At 40.0% G+C, this 16,927-nt stretch carries 17 protein-coding genes and 2 tRNA genes; 7 read left to right on the top strand and 12 right to left on the bottom strand.

All coding sequences use genetic code 11. From position 1 onward, the window contains the following. Nucleotides 1–7: 7 nt before the first annotated feature. From HMPREF9009_RS16560 to rfbC, 3 genes are read right to left on the bottom strand one after another with little or no spacing between them, the layout of a single operon-like run. On the bottom strand, nucleotides 8–805 hold the full coding sequence (locus tag HMPREF9009_RS16560) for a DUF4738 domain-containing protein (RefSeq protein WP_004315345.1): 798 nt from the start codon (nucleotides 803–805) through the stop codon (nucleotides 8–10). A gap of 35 nt (nucleotides 806–840) precedes the next feature. Next, nucleotides 841–2,154 (bottom strand): UDP-glucose dehydrogenase family protein, encoded by a 1,314-nt coding sequence (locus HMPREF9009_RS16555; RefSeq protein WP_004315344.1) that lies wholly within the window; start codon nucleotides 2,152–2,154, stop codon nucleotides 841–843. A gap of 26 nt (nucleotides 2,155–2,180) precedes the next feature. Then, on the bottom strand, nucleotides 2,181–2,729 hold the full coding sequence (gene rfbC, locus HMPREF9009_RS16550) for a dTDP-4-dehydrorhamnose 3,5-epimerase (protein WP_049702749.1): 549 nt from the start codon (nucleotides 2,727–2,729) through the stop codon (nucleotides 2,181–2,183). Between the two features lie 90 nt (nucleotides 2,730–2,819). Here rfbC and HMPREF9009_RS16545 point away from each other — a divergent pair, with 90 nt between their 5' ends. Together HMPREF9009_RS16545 and HMPREF9009_RS16540 are read left to right on the top strand one after the other, a co-directional pair. Then, nucleotides 2,820–3,908, top strand: coding sequence for an HU domain-containing protein (locus HMPREF9009_RS16545; RefSeq protein WP_049702748.1), 1,089 nt, complete (start codon nucleotides 2,820–2,822; stop codon nucleotides 3,906–3,908). Nucleotides 3,909–3,926: 18 nt separating this feature from the next. Further along, on the top strand, nucleotides 3,927–4,460 hold the full coding sequence (locus HMPREF9009_RS16540; protein WP_008640176.1) for an FHA domain-containing protein: 534 nt from the start codon (nucleotides 3,927–3,929) through the stop codon (nucleotides 4,458–4,460). A 69-nt stretch (nucleotides 4,461–4,529) separates the two neighbouring features. Here the strand turns inward: HMPREF9009_RS16540 and HMPREF9009_RS16535 are convergent, their stop codons facing one another. Together HMPREF9009_RS16535 and HMPREF9009_RS16530 are read right to left on the bottom strand one after the other, a co-directional pair. Next, nucleotides 4,530–5,969, bottom strand: a complete 1,440-nt coding sequence (locus HMPREF9009_RS16535; protein ID WP_004316196.1) for a tagaturonate reductase — start codon at nucleotides 5,967–5,969, stop codon at nucleotides 4,530–4,532. 26 nt (nucleotides 5,970–5,995) lie between these two features. Next, a complete protein-coding gene (locus tag HMPREF9009_RS16530; protein ID WP_004316195.1) occupies nucleotides 5,996–7,063 on the bottom strand; it encodes a LacI family DNA-binding transcriptional regulator in 1,068 nt (355 codons plus the stop codon). Nucleotides 7,064–7,261: 198 nt separating this feature from the next. On the opposite strand from HMPREF9009_RS16530, the gene uxaC reads away from it, so the two are divergent. After that, nucleotides 7,262–8,668 (top strand): glucuronate isomerase, encoded by a 1,407-nt coding sequence (uxaC, locus tag HMPREF9009_RS16525; RefSeq protein WP_008022436.1) that lies wholly within the window; start codon nucleotides 7,262–7,264, stop codon nucleotides 8,666–8,668. A 64-nt stretch (nucleotides 8,669–8,732) separates the two neighbouring features. Here uxaC and HMPREF9009_RS16520 read toward each other — a convergent pair whose 3' ends face one another. The 5 genes from HMPREF9009_RS16520 to HMPREF9009_RS16500 form a co-directional block, all read right to left on the bottom strand. After that, nucleotides 8,733–9,242: an HXXEE domain-containing protein gene (locus HMPREF9009_RS16520; RefSeq protein WP_049702747.1), complete on the bottom strand. Its 510-nt coding sequence runs from the start codon at nucleotides 9,240–9,242 to the stop codon at nucleotides 8,733–8,735. Between the two features lie 72 nt (nucleotides 9,243–9,314). Then, a tRNA-Lys gene (locus HMPREF9009_RS16515) sits at nucleotides 9,315–9,387 on the bottom strand. 32 nt (nucleotides 9,388–9,419) lie between these two features. Beyond that, nucleotides 9,420–9,492: transfer RNA gene (locus tag HMPREF9009_RS16510), tRNA-Lys, on the bottom strand. 89 nt (nucleotides 9,493–9,581) lie between these two features. Further along, entirely contained in the window at nucleotides 9,582–10,385 is an 804-nt protein-coding gene (locus HMPREF9009_RS16505; protein WP_004316193.1) for an MBL fold metallo-hydrolase, read from the bottom strand. Nucleotides 10,386–10,467: 82 nt separating this feature from the next. Next, nucleotides 10,468–11,856, bottom strand: a complete 1,389-nt coding sequence (locus HMPREF9009_RS16500) for a peptide MFS transporter (RefSeq protein ID WP_049702746.1) — start codon at nucleotides 11,854–11,856, stop codon at nucleotides 10,468–10,470. Between the two features lie 96 nt (nucleotides 11,857–11,952). On the opposite strand from HMPREF9009_RS16500, the gene HMPREF9009_RS16495 reads away from it, so the two are divergent. Continuing rightward, complete coding sequence (locus tag HMPREF9009_RS16495) at nucleotides 11,953–12,375, top strand: BT0820 family HAD-type phosphatase (RefSeq protein ID WP_004316432.1); 423 nt, start codon at nucleotides 11,953–11,955, stop codon at nucleotides 12,373–12,375. 124 nt (nucleotides 12,376–12,499) lie between these two features. On the opposite strand, the gene HMPREF9009_RS16490 is transcribed toward HMPREF9009_RS16495, so the two are convergent. Beyond that, complete coding sequence (locus HMPREF9009_RS16490; RefSeq protein WP_032811765.1) at nucleotides 12,500–12,748, bottom strand: DUF6965 family protein; 249 nt, start codon at nucleotides 12,746–12,748, stop codon at nucleotides 12,500–12,502. A 161-nt stretch (nucleotides 12,749–12,909) separates the two neighbouring features. On the opposite strand from HMPREF9009_RS16490, the gene HMPREF9009_RS16485 reads away from it, so the two are divergent. The 3 genes from HMPREF9009_RS16485 (at nucleotide 12,910) to HMPREF9009_RS25350 (ending at nucleotide 14,548) form a co-directional block, all read left to right on the top strand. Continuing rightward, nucleotides 12,910–13,359, top strand: coding sequence for a DoxX family protein (locus tag HMPREF9009_RS16485; protein ID WP_049702745.1), 450 nt, complete (start codon nucleotides 12,910–12,912; stop codon nucleotides 13,357–13,359). A gap of 93 nt (nucleotides 13,360–13,452) precedes the next feature. Further along, on the top strand, nucleotides 13,453–14,004 hold the full coding sequence (locus tag HMPREF9009_RS16480; protein WP_004316429.1) for a DUF3332 domain-containing protein: 552 nt from the start codon (nucleotides 13,453–13,455) through the stop codon (nucleotides 14,002–14,004). Nucleotides 14,005–14,095: 91 nt separating this feature from the next. After that, the gene (locus HMPREF9009_RS25350; protein ID WP_083444205.1) at nucleotides 14,096–14,548 is read left to right on the top strand and encodes a nuclear transport factor 2 family protein; all 453 of its coding nucleotides are present in this window, start codon (nucleotides 14,096–14,098) and stop codon (nucleotides 14,546–14,548) included. Here HMPREF9009_RS25350 and HMPREF9009_RS16475 read toward each other — a convergent pair. Then, nucleotides 14,502–16,811: a translocation and assembly module lipoprotein TamL gene (locus HMPREF9009_RS16475; RefSeq protein WP_049702744.1), complete on the bottom strand. Its 2,310-nt coding sequence runs from the start codon at nucleotides 16,809–16,811 to the stop codon at nucleotides 14,502–14,504. The two genes, HMPREF9009_RS25350 and HMPREF9009_RS16475, sit on opposite strands and share 47 nt — an antisense overlap. Between the last annotated feature and the right edge of the window lie 116 nt (nucleotides 16,812–16,927).

Genomic DNA, 16,927 nt, shown 5'->3' with positions numbered 1-16,927 from the left:
AGAGTCCTTATTTGGATGAAGTAATCTCCAAATCGCCTTTAAAGCTCACTTCCATATTTACAACGCTATATATGGAAGTTTCCGGAATGGCTAAAACAGCTTGATAATGAAAACCATTCCGGTTTACTTTCACAAACTTTGTATCTGACAGGATTGATTGCGCCAGGAAATCCGCAGGAACCACTTTGTCGAACATCTGTTTGGTTATATCGCTGGCAAACAGGCTCTTTTTACCTTCATACACACAGATGTGCATCACATTATCATAGTACACATTATCCATACTAATCCCGTCTTCGGAATAAGTCGTCTTGATGACTCTCATTTTAGATGGATTGATATATACGTATGCACGATAGCGAGTGCCGTTGTAAGTCACTACACTATCGCGTTTGGTTACTTCCGTATAAGTCGGAACCACAAGTTCCTGACGGACAAAATAGATAGAATCATTGAGGTCTTCGGATTTATGCAGTTTTATTACATTATCCGTAATGGAATGAAACCAAAATATATGTTCTCCCTGCTTATCAATCTTGTAATAAGTGGTATCATTTCCATAAGTGTAAAGAATGTCCCGCATTATTTTAAATGCAATGGGAGTACTTTGTGCGTCTGCATAGTAGATGGTATCTCCTTCCACACGCATCAACGGGCTCTCCGTTTCATCGTCCAGCCAAATTCCCTGCAGTAACTCTTTTGCGCTAAGATCCTCTTTCTCCTGTTGAAGAGAATGGGGACTCTTATTGCCGCTACATGCCGCGAAAAGGATTGCCATTAACGATACAGCCACATTTTTCATCATCTATCTTAGTTTTGTATAAAGATACTCCTATTTTTTTATTTACCAATACAATGGTAAACAAATCCGAGCTCTTCCATCTCTTTTTTATCATATATATTACGTCCGTCCAACACAATCTGCTGGGCCATCGTCTTCTTGATAACGGCCCATGAGGGCAGACGGAATTCTTTCCATTCGGTAACCAGCATCAATACATCAGCATCCAGCACTGCATCGTACATATCACAAGCATAATAGATTTTTTCTCCAATTCTACGCTTGCACTCTTGCACAGCAGCCGGATCGTATGCACGCACCCGACAACCAGCTTCCAGCAATTTATCGATCAGGACTAATGCCGGAGCCTCACGCATGTCATCCGTTTCCGGTTTAAATGCCAGCCCCCACAAAGCAACAGTCTTACCTTGCAAATCACCATTAAACTGTTTCTTTAGCTTCTCAAACAGGACGCTTTTCTGTTGTTCGTTCACTTCTTCCACAGCACTAAGCACCCGCATACTATAACCGTTCTGTTCCGCAGTCTTAATCAATGCTTTCACGTCTTTAGGAAAACAGGAACCACCATATCCGATGCCCGGATACAGGAACTTACGTCCAATACGGGTGTCCGAACCTATTCCGCTACGTACCATGTTCACATCCGCGCCAACGATTTCGCATAAGTTTGCGATATCATTCATAAAACTGATACGGGTTGCCAACATCGAGTTTGCCGCATATTTAGTCATTTCTGCAGATGGAATATCCATGAAAATCACACGGAAATTATTCAATAAGAATGGCTTGTATAGTTTGGACATCAATTTTTCCGCACGTGCCGACTCCACTCCCACTACCACACGGTCCGGACTCATAAAGTCACTGATCGCATTTCCTTCTTTCAGGAATTCCGGATTAGAAGCCACGTCAAAATCAACTTTCACGCCTCTCTTATCCAATTCTTCCTGAATAACCGCGCGGACTTTACTGGCAGTACCCACCGGAACGGTACTTTTGGTAACTACCAGTTTATATTGTTTCATATTGCGACCAATGGTACGGGCCACCTCCAACACGTATTTCAAATCAGCGCTTCCGTCTTCATCCGGAGGGGTGCCAACCGCACTGAATATAACTTCCACGTCGTCCAGACAGCTTTCTAATGAGGTTGTAAACTTCAATCGCTTTGCTTTCATATTACGGAGCACCATCTCTTCCAATCCATTCTCATAAATCGGAATATTCCCCTTTTGCAAAGATTCGATTTTCTCTTTATTCGTGTCTACGCACGTTACATTCACGCCAATTTCGGCAAAGCATGTACCTGATACCAGCCCCACATACCCTGTTCCCACGATTGCAATTTTCATACTTAATCTATTGTTTGTTTAGAAATTCATTCAAAATAAGCGGCATCTTTAAAGGCAGTTCCCTCTCTGTCTTTCGCCGATAATACCATTTGCGAATCTGCCAACGGCCAGTCTATCCCCAACGTTTCATCATTATACAAAATAAAAGCTTCCGCCTGCGGAGCATACTTGTTATCTACCTTATACGTAAAAACGGCTTCTTCGCTCAAGACTGCAAAGCCATGAGCAAAACCACGGGGAATGAAAAATTGTCTCTTGTTTTCCTCACTAAGCAACACGCAGACGTGCTTTCCAAACGTAGGCGATGATTTACGCAAATCAACGGCAACGTCCAGCACTTTTCCTTTAAGAACACGAACCAGTTTCGCCTGACTGTATTCTCCTTTCTGATAGTGCAATCCGCGTAACACGCCAAAAGATGATTTCGACTCGTTGTCCTGTATAAAATCTACGGGACCAATATTGGCATCAAACTCTTCTTTCTTATAGGCTTCCATAAAATAGCCCCGTTCATCGGAGAAAACTTTAGGCTCTATCAGCCATACTCCGTCTATTTCCGTCTGTATATAGTTCATTATTGATAGTGATAAATAAAACGATGCAAAAGTAGTGAATTTTTCGAAGTTTTCTGGGATATATTCAATTTATCTCGTAATTTTGCAGACATGATCGAATTGGCACAACATATAGAGACTTTACTACTGGAAAACGATTGCGTCATTGTTCCGGGGTTTGGCGGTTTTGTAGCGCATTACTCGCCTGCAACCCGCGTAAAGGAAGAAAATATATTTTTACCTCCTACCCGCACAATCGGCTTTAATCCTCAATTAAAACTGAATGACGGCGTATTGGTGCAATCTTATATGTCAGCGTATGACACGAGTTTTGCTGACGCTAGCCGCATAGTAGAAAAGGAAGTAAACGAATTCATCGGTCTCCTTCATGAAGAAGGAAAAGCCCATTTGGATAATATAGGCGAGATTCACTATAACATTTATGGTAACTATGAGTTTGTTCCTTATGACTATAAGATAACGACTCCTTCATTATACGGTCTCGACTCCTTCGAAATGCATGAACTTTCCGTTCTGCAACAGAAAGAAAAAGTATGGATACCGGCTCATCCGGAGAAGGAAAAGAAGACTTTTGAAATTAGTATCAATCGTGCGTATCTTCGCAATGCTGCAGCAATGATTGCTGCCATCGTATTGTTCTTTGCCTTTTCAACTCCGGTAGAGAATACAGACGTTCAAAAAAACAATTATGCACAATTATTACCCAGTGAGCTTTTTGAGCAAATAGAAAAGCAATCGGTTGTAGTAACTCCTGTGTATGTTAAGAGTGAGGCAATGCAACAAGCTAAGAAGCTTTCCGCTACTGCTTCAACTTCTTCTTCAACGAAGACTTCATCCACTAAAAAGAATACAGCGGATAAGACTTCCAAGCCAATCGCAGTTAGAGAAGTGAAAGTGGCCAAACAGGAAACGGCAGCTACTGCCCCTGCGGTTAAATCTCCAGAAAGTGCCAATCATCCTTTCCATATCATAGTGGCAGGAGGAATCAGCCTGAAAGATGCAGAAGCCATAGCAACTCAATTAAAATCAAAAGGGTTTGCTAATGCAAAAGCGCTGAACATGGATGGAAAAGTACGTGTCAGCATCAGTTCATTCGACAACCGTAATGAAGCGACCAAGCAATTACTTGAGCTAAGAAAAAACGAAACTTATAAGAATGCCTGGTTACTGGCTAAATAAAAATCCCTTTTTAAAAGCATGAAACGAGTTCTTTGTCCTAAATGTGAGAATTACCTTTTTTTTGATGAAACCAAGTATAGCGAAGGCCAATCACTGGTATTTGAATGTGAGCATTGCGGCAAACAATTCAGCATCCGGCTTGGAAAGAGCAAAGTAAAGGCTCTTAGAAAGGAAGAAAACCTGGAAGAAGAAGCTGAATCCCATAAAGAAGAATTCGGATATATCACTGTTATCGAAAATGTATTCGGTTATAAACAGATATTGCCCTTACAAGAAGGTGACAATGTCATAGGCCGCCGTTGTGTGGGAACTTCTATCAATACGCCCATTGAAAGTGGCGATATGAGCATGGATCGACGCCATTGTATCATCAATATCAAACGCAATAAGCAAGGAAAACTTGTTTATACATTACGGGATGCTCCCAGCCTGACAGGTACTTTCCTCATGAATGAAATCCTAGGGGATAAAGATCGTGTACGCATTGAGGATGGCGCTATTGTGACTATCGGAGCTACTACATTTATCTTGCATGCGGCTGAACAAGAATAATCACCTGACAATATAAAAAATGCCACTGTTCTCTGAACAAGTGGCGTTTTTTTATATCCGGTCTTCTAATTACAGAATACCTTTCACAGTTTCAAGCATTCCCTTTTCCTGGATAGAATCCAAGTTTGCTTTTACAGCTTCTGCCAATCCCGGGATCTTATTCAAATCTTCTCCCCAGATAAAGTCAGCAGCCAGGACACCTTCGGTTACTTTCTTTGTACAACCTGTTGCCCAAAGTTCTTTCAGCAGGTTCATGATTTCAGGAGCATCATTCGGTACAATTTCAGCGCCGTCAGCACGTACACCACCTTTATAATAAGTAATGATAGCGGCCAAACCAAGTACCAGGCCTTTAGGAAGTTCGCCCTTACGTTCGAGATAAGTCTTCAATCCCGGTAAATCACGAGTTTCATATTTTGGGAAAGAATTCAGCATAATGCTTGTCACTGCATGATCTACGAATGGATTGTTGAAACGTTCCAATACATCGTTGGCGAATTTCTCCAACTCATCTTTCGGCAAATTCAATGTTTCCATCAATTCATCGAACATTACTTTGTGAATATATTTACCAATAACCTCATGTTCACAAGCTTCACGCACAATATTCACACCAGAAAGATAAGCAACCGGAGAAAGAACAGTGTGCGGGCCATTCAACAGAGTGACCTTACGTTCATGGTAAGGAGCTTCCGAAGGAACAAACAACACATTCAAACCTGCCTTGTCGGCCGGGAACTCTTTGGCAACTTCCTGCGGAGCTTCAATCACCCACAGATGGAAGATTTCAGCCTGAACAACCAAGTTATCATCGTATTGCAATTTTTCTTTGATAGCAGCAATATCTTTGCGCGGGAATCCCGGAACAATACGGTCTACCAATGTTGCATATACGCCACAAGCTTCTTCAAACCAAGTCTTGAACTCATTACCCAGGTTCCACAATTCAATATATTGATAAATAGTTTCTTTCAACTTATGTCCATTCAGGAAAATAAGTTCGCAAGGGAAAATAATCAAACCTTTTGTCTTATCACCATTGAATGTTTTGAAACGATGATACAGCAATTGAGTCAGCTTACCCGGATAAGATGAAGCAGGAGCATCTTCAAGTTTGCAAGACGGATCAAAAGCGATACCAGCCTCTGTAGTGTTTGAAATAACAAAACGCATTTCAGGTTGCTCTGCCAATTTCATAAACTCGTCATTTTGAGAGTATGGATTCAGTGCACGACTGATTACATCGATCATTGTCAAGCTGTTAACAACTTCGCCTTTATCCAATCCTTGAAGATTAACATGATAAAGATCGTCTTGTGCATTCAGCATATCGACCATACCTTTATCAATGGGCTGAACCACTACTACACTGCTGTTGAAGTCGGTTTTCTGGTTCATGTTGTAAATAATCCAATCAACAAATGCACGCAAGAAGTTACCTTCGCCAAATTGGATAATACGCTCCGGACGTTGTGTTTTAGGAGCAGTTTCTTTGTTTAATGCTTTCATGTTAGTTGTAATTTATAAAGTTGATATTATACAAATTCAAAATAAAAATCAATATTCTCCTTAATCAGGATGTCGATAGGCATATACTTTACAGGTTCAACAGACTTCTTAAACACAACATGGTCGCACAAAGCCTTCACCCCGCAATACCCTTGCAATCCCGGACGTTGCCCGATTAAATAATGCACATCACCTGATTTTAGCAACTCTACATTTGCTTTCAAAAGGTCATATCCTATCAGCCCTTTCATGCTACGTCCCGCATGACGGAGATACTCTCCCAACTGATACACTCTGGAATTAAATACAACTCCCAGCGCAGCCTTCGGATGTGCCCGGAAAAACTCATCTAATGTCTGTTGATTACTTTCCTGATCGGATTTATTGAGTATAACCTCATGGATTACCAGGTTGTTATATTCCTCGGCTATGTAACTCATAAAACCGTCCAAACGACGTTGCATCTGTATTTCAGCCGGATTATCTTTATTATTACTTAAGAACAAGACTAACTCCTGACCTTCTCCCGCCGAATAGTTGCGCATCAATATTTTTGCTGCAATATATCCGCTCTTATAGGAATCCTGCCCAATATACGTCAAGGCTCTCGCTTCTTCCATATTGAAATCAACAAAAGCATAAGCTATTTTATTTTCCTGCAGATAAGCTGTCAGCGCCAGCGTCTCTTCCCGGAAATTCGGAGAAATCAACACTGCGTCTACATTCTTTTCTTTTATAGCAAGGCAGGCTTCCTGATAACTTTTCTCATCTCCATGATGGTAACACAGATAATCTATACCCACATTAAAAGGACGCAGCTCTTGCCGGGCACGCTCAATCCCCCCGACTACCGAATGCCAATAGTCATGTTCTATATAATAAGGTATCAGGCAGAGGAAAGAATATTTCTTTTTAGCAGCCAAACCGATAGCAAACACATTGGGTTGATAATGAATCTCATCCAGTACCTTTTGTACTTTAGCTTTGCTTTTGGGAGACACGTCGCCACGATTGTGCAACACCCTATCCACCGTTCCGGCGGAAACACCGGCCATACGGGCTATGTCTTTAATGGTATAGTTCTGGTCCTCCATAGTGCTAAAACTTAAATATTATAAATAATCGCTGCAAATATACGAATTATTTTGTTACTCCAAGTAAATTTTCTATTTTTGTGTTCGATAACGGTTAATAAAACTAAAACGAGATTTACGCCTATTAGCTTTAAAATCAATACGATATAGGTATAAATACAGAAAGTAATAATTTTATATACTTAAAACACAGTAATAATGAAGAACTTCATGGACGAAAACTTCTTGCTGCAAACAGAAACCGCGCAAAAGTTGTATCACGAGCATGCGGCTAAAATGCCGATCATCGACTATCACTGTCATCTCATCCCTCAAATGGTAGCTGACGACTACAAGTTTAAATCACTGACTGAAATCTGGTTGGGCGGTGACCACTACAAATGGCGCGCAATGCGTACAAACGGCGTAGATGAACGTTTCTGCACAGGAAAAGATACCACAGACTGGGAAAAATTCGAAAAATGGGCAGAAACAGTTCCTTATACTTTCCGTAATCCACTGTACCACTGGACTCACCTCGAATTGAAAACTGCATTTGGTATCAATAAAATATTGAATCCGCAAACAGCACGCGAAATTTACGATGAATGTAACGAAAAGCTGTCTCAACCTGAATATTCAGCTCGTGGAATGATGCGTCGCTATCACGTAGAGGTAGTTTGTACTACGGATGATCCTATCGATTCACTGGAATATCACATCAAAACACGTGAAAGCGGATTTGAAATCAAGATGTTGCCAACTTGGCGTCCTGATAAGGCTATGGCTGTAGAAGTCCCTGCTGATTTCCGTAGTTATGTAGAAAAGCTGGCAGAAGTTAGCGGTGTTACTATCTCCAATTTCGATGATATGATCGCTGCTTTGCGCAAACGTCACGACTTCTTCGCAGAACAAGGTTGCCGTTTGTCTGACCATGGTATTGAAGAATTCTACGCAGAAGATTACACTGATGCTGAAATCAAGGCTATATTTAATAAGGTATATGGCGGCACAGAATTGACCAAAGAAGAAATTCTGAAATTCAAATCAGCCATGCTTGTTATCTTCGGTGAAATGGACTGGGAAAAAGGATGGACTCAACAGTTCCACTATGGCGCTATCCGCAATAACAACACCAAGATGTTCAAATTACTGGGCGCTGACACCGGTTTCGACTCTATCGGTGAATTCACCACAGCCAAAGCAATGGCTAAATTCCTTGACCGCCTGAATACCAATGGCAAATTGACTAAAACAATCCTTTATAACCTGAACCCATGCGCAAATGAAGTGATTGCAACTATGTTGGGCAACTTCCAAGATGGTTCTATCCCGGGAAAAATTCAGTTTGGTTCGGGATGGTGGTTCCTCGACCAAAAGGATGGTATGGAAAAACAAATGAACGCCTTGTCTGTGCTTGGTCTCCTAAGCCGCTTTGTAGGTATGTTGACAGACTCTCGTTCTTTCCTGTCCTACCCGCGTCATGAATATTTCCGCCGTACATTATGTAACTTGGTAGGACGCGACGTAGAGAACGGAGAAATCCCTGCATCTGAAATGGAACGCGTAAACCAAATGATTGAAGATATCAGCTACAACAATGCTAAGAACTTCTTCAAGTTCTAACGGATTGTAGTTACACTATAAAAAAGCCGCTACCAAATCGAATATGCTTTGAGTAGCGGTATTTTTATGTTCTATTATTACCATTCATCCAACTCCACAACTTAGGGCTTATCTTATGCATTAACAGTAGATTCACAACACAAACCACAACGCCGACAAATCCCCAAAGCAATGTTTCATTCAGCGTATAATAGTCTTTAACCTGAATAAACACCCAAATACAATACGGTAAACATAATACCGACGTAACAATAACAGGTATATACTTTCTTATCACCAAAAACTGAATGATATGCACTATCAGGTGCAAACCAAAGGCAATCAAACAACAATACCAAACCGTCAAATCATTCATGCAGATTGACATAACCGTACAGGCTGATATAATTATAAACTCTTCCAATACCGTCAAGGCAAAAACCGGCGCATTACTCAAAGAATCTACTTTATCTTTCATAAAAGGGAAGCGCATGTACAACATAGCCTTGTTCTTATCCAACCATGTCGGAAGCATTATTATCTCTTCAAATTCATGAATCATGAATACTATGGGCAATAAATATAGGTATTCCATCGTTTTTATTCCTTATTATCATTCAAGTATTGATATACAAAAAAAGAGGCAACCTTAGTTACCTCTTTTTAGTACACCCTCAGGGACTCGAACCCTGGACCCATTGATTAAGAGTCAATTGCTCTACCAGCTGAGCTAAGAGTGCAACATATTATTTTTATTGCAACCTTGAATTTGTACACCCTCAGGGATTCGAACCCTGGACCCACTGATTAAGAGTCAGTTGCTCTACCAACTGAGCTAAGAGTGCTTAATTCCTCGTTTGCGGTTGCAAAAGTAGGTCTTTTATTTTATTTGACCAAACAATCATGCAGCTTTTTTACTATCTTTTTTTCGTCTTTATTCGAACACATAAAGCTCGGAAGGCGTATTTCGCTTTAAAGCAAGTAGTTGCACATCTTTACCTACAAGAATACCTTTGTTCTTTAATTTCCATTCCACCGTTTTATAAGCTAGCTCCGGATGATTATTGTCTTTACTCAAATGACACAACCAGATATAGCGCAAATGTTCAGTGATATTTTCCGCTAAAAACTCCGCAGTATCAGAGTTACTCATGTGGCCGGTCTTACTTGCAATCCGCTCCTTCAAATATTGAGGATAAGGCCCCATTTTGAGCATTTCCTCATCATAGTTAGCTTCAAGTATCAGATAATGGGCCTTACTGATATAATGGGCAGCTGTAGGAGTAATTTCTCCAAGGTCCGTTAAGAAAGAAAAGACTTTGCCGTCGATTTCAATGCAGTACCCCACATTGTCCGTTCCATCATGCGGCACTTCAAAAGATTCGATATGGAAATCCTCCAAAGTCATCGGCTCTTGCTTTTCCAGGTAACGAACTGACGAACTCAATTTCTCCGTCATACAATAGCTACGATTAATTCCAGCATGAATACGTGCGGTTGTATAAACAGGAATATTCAATTTTTCTCCCAGATTACCCACAGCTTTGATATGGTCAGCATGATCGTGCGTTATAAATACCGCACGAATACTATCCATCAAGATATTATAATCTTTCAGTGTTTTTTTGATAGTACGTATGCCGATTCCGGCATCTATCAGTATTCCATAGGTTTCAGTGCCCAGATAATAACAGTTCCCACTACTACCACTCGCCAGGCTTATAAATTTTACTTTCATGTTTTATCCTCTTTATTAAAATGCAAAATGCCGTCAACTTTTACAGCAAAGTGACGGCAAATATACATAAAAAAGAATAGAATTACCGAGAAGATTCCTTCTTTTTGTCGATGGATTCGGTGATTTTCGCAAATAATAGTAGCGCTACAGCGGCAATCAGGCCAATAGCAGCAAAGTAATACCATATATAATGGGCATTTGCGCTAGCTGCCTCCCATGCCGCCCGCGTCTCGAACAAAGCAGGATCCGGACAGTATTTGGTAAGCAGAATTCCCGCCAGGCCAAAACCAAAGATGGAAGAAAGAAAGGAATGTAAATGACTGAATCCTAAATACATTCCTTCTTCGCCTTTAGGAGCCTGCAAAGAGAAATACTCCAGATAACGCGGCGAAATAAAACATTCGGCAAGTGCCTGTACCACTATACCTGCAATCATCATCAGGGTAATATTGCTCATGCCTGTAATAAGATCATTTCCCAGCAAGTTTCCACATGCCATCAGCAACGCCGAAAAAGGAATCAAAAACATTCCCACATTCATCGAAGTAATCGCACTGCGTTTTGCCATCAAACGCGTGATAAAGCTAACGCAACAAACCACCACAAAGGGATTCACATTAGCAATCCAGCCCGGTTTCGCCGTCTCGCCGGCCAACCGAATCACATATTTAGGCATAGTGGCGTAAAGTTGTTGTTGCACCATCCAGAACCCTGTAACAATCAGAATAAGAATCAATAAACGCCAGTTGGTGATGATGCGCATAAATCCTTGCCCAATCTCACGGAGACTTTTTCCTTCACCAGCCGTGTGCGTTGATTTATAAAGGAGAATAACAGCAAGCAAAGCAATAATTGTCATCGCACCGGAGAAATAATTAATATAGATATATGCCTGCTCACCAATGACATTACGCAAAGGATCGATAATTGTTTTACCGGTAAAAGCGCCCACATTTACCATCATATAAAAGATGGAATAACCACGCGCACGCGTTGCCTCCGTTGTTTCTTTGGCCACAGATGCAGAAATGATGGACTTAATAAAAGACCCTCCCAGCATAAGTACAAACAAGACCGGCACAATAATCCACCGGGTATAGCTATCGGGCAAACCATTAAATTGAGTAGTGACGCCATAACTAACCAAGCCGGCAGCTTCCAGCAAAGTAGGCAATACTCCCAATCCTAAATATCCGACGGATAATAAGGAAAATGCTATAATCATTGACTTCCGGAAACCTATCTTATCAGCATAAGCACCGGAAAAAATAGGAAGCAGATATAACCCGCCGGAAAAAAGCCCGGAAATCATACTTGCTTCAAAATCATTAAAACCTAAAATGGAAGATAGATAAATAGTGAGAACGATGAAAACGGCATAATATGCCATACGCTCAAACAGTTCGACTGTGTTGCTGACCCAAAATGCTCTCGTAAAGCCTTTAGCAGCACGCTGAGGGGAATTGTTCATGTATTTATTAATTTATTAAAATGTTAATTTGAGACAAAGATACGTTTTTTTGGCTTACTGTCCGTATCTTTGTTCAAAATTAGGTAATTAAAAACTATGATTATAGCTGTTGATTTTGACGGAACGATTGTAGAGCATCGTTATCCACGCATTGGTGAAGAAATTCCATTCGCTGTTGACACATTGAAGTTATTGCAACAAGAAAAGCATCGTTTAATACTATGGAGTGTGCGTGAAGGGGCACTTTTGGACGAAGCTGTCGAATGGTGCAAAGCCAGAGGTTTAGAATTTTATGCTGTTAATAAGGATTACCCTGAAGAGCAAAAAGGCCATCAGGGATTTTCACGAAAGTTGAAAGCTGATATGTTCATTGACGACCGAAACTTAGGCGGTTTGCCGGATTGGGGAGTCATTTATGCAATGATTAAAGAGAAAAAGACGTTTGCAGATGTCTATGGCCAAAACGGAGAAGAGGAAAAAACGCCATCAAAAAAGAAAAAAAGATGGCTGCCTTTCTAATAAATAGATAAATAGCAAGCTGACAGATATACAAAAAATAGATGATGCACTCTTATCCGACATGATTAAGAGTGCATTTCTATATGATGAAATAACTTATCTCCCAACATGGAACGGCCATTCACTACGATTCTTTGTTTTCCCACTTTTCCCTGAACTCCCATAATTGCTCAATAGTAGGATAAAAAGTCGGATTTTCCCAGTTTCTGGAAATCATAGCAATCAACGATTCCAAATACGATTTACCATCAATAATTGTAGTACATTGATTGACCTGATATCTTTCAGTTGGATAATTCTTTGTTTCGATCATCTTTTTTGCCCAGTTCAATAACTCCTGAACAGCTTCATTGTCATAAGTATGTTGCGCCATATCTTTAGAATTTTCCACAAAGATACAAAGTTTATTTATTCATAAACAAGGAATAACTGAAGAACTGGCAGAGATTCTACAAGTTGTGCTATCAGCAAAGAACAATTTCAAGATTTTTTATGTTTATATAAATAGAGATAAACTTAAAAATAGAACGACTTATGATTTATGATTTCTTATTCCCCACAAAATCGAATACAACAAAAGTGTCTTTGTTGCTATTGGCTGTCCGGATCATCTTCGGCATATTATTAATGAACTATGGTATCCAAAAATGGAGTAGTTTCCAAGAGTTGTCAACTGTATTTCCTGATCCGCTTGGAATAGGAAGTCCCCTGTCTCTCGGATTAGCTATTTTTGGTGAACTTGTATGTTCAATGGCATTTATTGTAGGCTTCTTATATCGCTTAGCCATGATCCCGATGATTTTCACGATGATAGTAGCTTTCTTTGTAGTTCACGCAAATGATGTATTTGCTGTTAAAGAGCTAGCTTTCATTTATTTAGTGGTATTCATATTGATGTATATTGCCGGTCCGGGTAAATTTTCAATAGACCATATCATAGGAAACGAATTGTCAAGACGAAAATCAAGAGCATACAAAAATTAGAAATAATCCCCCTGATTAATTAAAAAATATTATATTTGCATACTTGTATGAGAGAAATTATCAATATTTTTTATTAATCAAAAATGTTTTAACATGAAAAGAGGGAAACTGACTTTAGTCGCAGTAGTGCTTAGCGGTAGCTTATTATTCAGTTCTTGTGTAGGATCATTCAGTTTATTCAACCGCCTGTCTTCTTGGAATCAATCAGTTGGAAACAAGTTTGTAAACGAACTCGTATTCCTTGCTTTCAACATTGTTCCGGTTTATGGCGTAGCTTACCTGGCTGATGCTTTAGTTATCAATTCTATCGAATTCTGGAGTGGTTCCAATCCGATGGCTAATGTAGGTGACGTAAAGAAAGTAAAAGGAGAGAACGGCAACTACATGGTGAAAACTCTTGAGAATGGATATTCTATTACTAAAGAAGGCGAAACTGCTTCAATGGATTTGATCTACAACAAAGAAGCTAACACATGGAATGTTGTTGCAAACGGTGAAAGCGCTGAATTAGTAAAAATGAACAATGACGGCACTGCTGATTTGTTCTTACCGAATGGCGAAAAGATGAATGTAACGTTGGATGCTCAAGGCATGCTGGCAGCACGCCAAGCTACAATGAGCAATCTTATGTTTGCCGCCCGCTAAAAATTAAAAAAAATACGAAGGAGATGAAACTTCAATAAGTAGTTTCATCTCCTTTTTCAATCTCATCTTCCATCCAGCATCTTTTTATACTATGAATAAACTATATACACTTATCTATTCTGTCCTAATATTCACTTGCCTGTCCTGCCAGCAACAAACTCCTCAAACTCAAATAGAACAAACAGCTATAGATTTCTGCGAAGCCTTCTATAATTTCAATTACCCGGCCGCCAAAGCATGGAGTACTCCTTCTTCCCTGTCCTATCTTAGCTTTTTAGCGTCCAACGTCCGACAGACTCACCTTGATCTACTCAAGACACGAGGTGCTGCGAAAGTTTCTGTTATATCCAGTAAGATAGATGCTAATTCAGAGGAAGCAACGGTTGTTTGCCAAATAAAAAATACATTCGTCATTAATCCTGTTGAAGGAAAAATAGAATATATGAGCTCTCTGCAAGATACCCTCCAATTTGTAAGAGAAAATAATAAATGGCTGGTTAGAAAGGATATCCCACAGCAAAATGGAAAGCAAAGTCACGACTAAATTTAGGATGAATAATCGGGAAATGTTCTTTCTTCGTTTCATAGGCGGGATTGACAGCTTTCATACCTCCATCAAAACGAAGGATAAAGAAATCTAAATCCAGGCGAAGCCCTAGTCCATAGGCCACGGCTATTTGCTTATAAAACTTGTCAAACTTGAAAACTCCTCCCGGTTGGTTGGCATAACTCCGGATGGTCCAGATATTACCTGCATCAATAAATGCCGCTCCCTGAAATTTCCAGAATAATTTGCTTCGGTATTCAATGCTGGCATCCAGCTTAATATCTCCCGATTGATCGAGCAAATTTCCATTTCCGGCAAAAGAACCCGGTCCCAAATCGCGAACAGCCCATCCGCGAACACTATTGGCTCCACCGGAGAAGTATTGTTTCTCAAACGGAATCGTTTTTGCATTTCCATAAGGTACAGCTATTCCTACACCGGCATGAAACGCAAAAGAGTTACGATGGTCGATTCTGATATTTTTGGCAAAATCAAACTCTCCTTTCAGATATTGAGCATAAGGAATTCCCAAAATAGCGTATTCACCATTACTATTCTTCCGAATATTGGTAGCCTTAGACAGGACATACATTATATTTCCCGCCGACTCGAAATTAAAACGGATGGAGTATGAATTAGAAGCAATCGTATTGTTGATAATAGACCCTCCCACGCTATTATAATTATAGCTATATCCCATATTTACAATCAATCGATTCTGATAATTATACTGGAAAATATGGTTCTGTCCTTTATTAATATAGTCTTCTTTAAACCTGTCAGAAATACGAGGCAAATATAGAAAAGCAATATTAATCAAATCAATACGGTGTTGTATCTTCTGACGTTGCGTCCACTTGTAACTCCAGTTGGCAGAAGCCATCGTACGCAGGAATTCCGGGCGCAACTGATAATTATACTGCAAACCAAACTCTGTTGTCGCCCTGATTTTCCGTTTAAAATCAGAGGAAATGAAAGGGAACAGAAAATTAGGGAAGTTGATACTCGTTTCCACCCCGTACTCTGTATAGTTATTATTCGAATAACCTGCCTGAAGTCCGGAAATGACTTCATACGCTCCACGGAATTTTATCATAAAAGTTTCCGATCCGCGAAAAAGGTTCCTGTTTTGGAAAGAGACGGAAGCTGCCGCTCCCAAGTCACCGGCAGAATTAGTTCCCTCTACCTCGAAAGCTATTGATTTATGCTTGCTCTTAGTCAGCATCACATAGCAATCGAGCATCGTTGAATCTCCTATTTGAGTCTCAATAAAACGGATATTCGTATATTTCAATGCCGATAAACGTCCAAAACTGGAATAGGTCTGCTGCACATCGCGCTCATTGTACAAATCACCGGAGGCAAACCGAAGGTTATCCGTAAGAACTTTAGGACGCAAATAGAGTTTATCCTTATAGTAAATCGGATATCCCTTATAATGAACCGAATCATTGATGTCCACACTGCTCATTGCCGAGGACTGCAAAACATCATAATCCGTAATAAAATTAATCTTATTGATCCAATATTGCCGATGTGCTCTTGCCGAATCATTCGCATGAGCTTTATACATCTGCAAATGTTGAGTCAGATCTACATTATAAGTATTACGAACAGTGTCAGCAGTATATCCGATATAATCCTTATTAAACTTATAGTAACCATTCCGAAGTAACTTATTCGTGATACGTTGCCTGTCCGCATCCAATACATTCACATCAAAATACATTCCTTCCTTCAGCAAACTTCTGGCAGAATCCTGTTTGAGAAGCGCAGCTATTTTAGGATCATAAATATCATATTTGATAGATTGAACAACGTATGGCTTGCCTGCCGTTACGTCATAATAGACTTTGATCTTTTTCTTTTTTACTTTGGTCGAACGTTTCACTGTTGCCGCCATATATCCCATATTATGCACAGCCTTAGTGATCTCTTCTTCAGAACGTTGCGCTTCGTCCTCGCTATATATTACGGGAGCATCCCCTATTCTTCTCAAGAACTTATTCCCCCATTTGGTCGAATCACGCCCCGACAGATTGTATACATAAAGTTGGGTCTTTATCAGACTGAACCACTTGGCATTAGGATTTTGGCGAACATACATGCGCAAGGAAGAAGGCCGTATATTTTTTTGGTCCGTACGAATTTTGACTTCATCCAGCAGATAAGATCCATCCGGCACAAACTTAGTGGTAGTACACGAAGCAAGTGACAAGACAGCAGCAGAAGCAAGCAAACAAAGAAAATTTCTCCTCATACGGTTTTACATCGATAGCATGAAAAATGCGCTTACAAAGATAAATTATATTTTCTGACGGGGAAAATAATTTAAGAAAAAGAGAGGAAAGTAAGGATAGATTGGAAATATCTTTA

The sequence above is a fragment of the Bacteroides sp. 3_1_13 genome (genome assembly GCF_001185845.1).
In the GTDB taxonomy this organism is placed as follows: domain Bacteria; phylum Bacteroidota; class Bacteroidia; order Bacteroidales; family Bacteroidaceae; genus Bacteroides; species Bacteroides xylanisolvens.
Note: the sequence above shows the minus strand (reverse complement) of the source record. Positions and strands in the feature narration are given on the sequence as shown.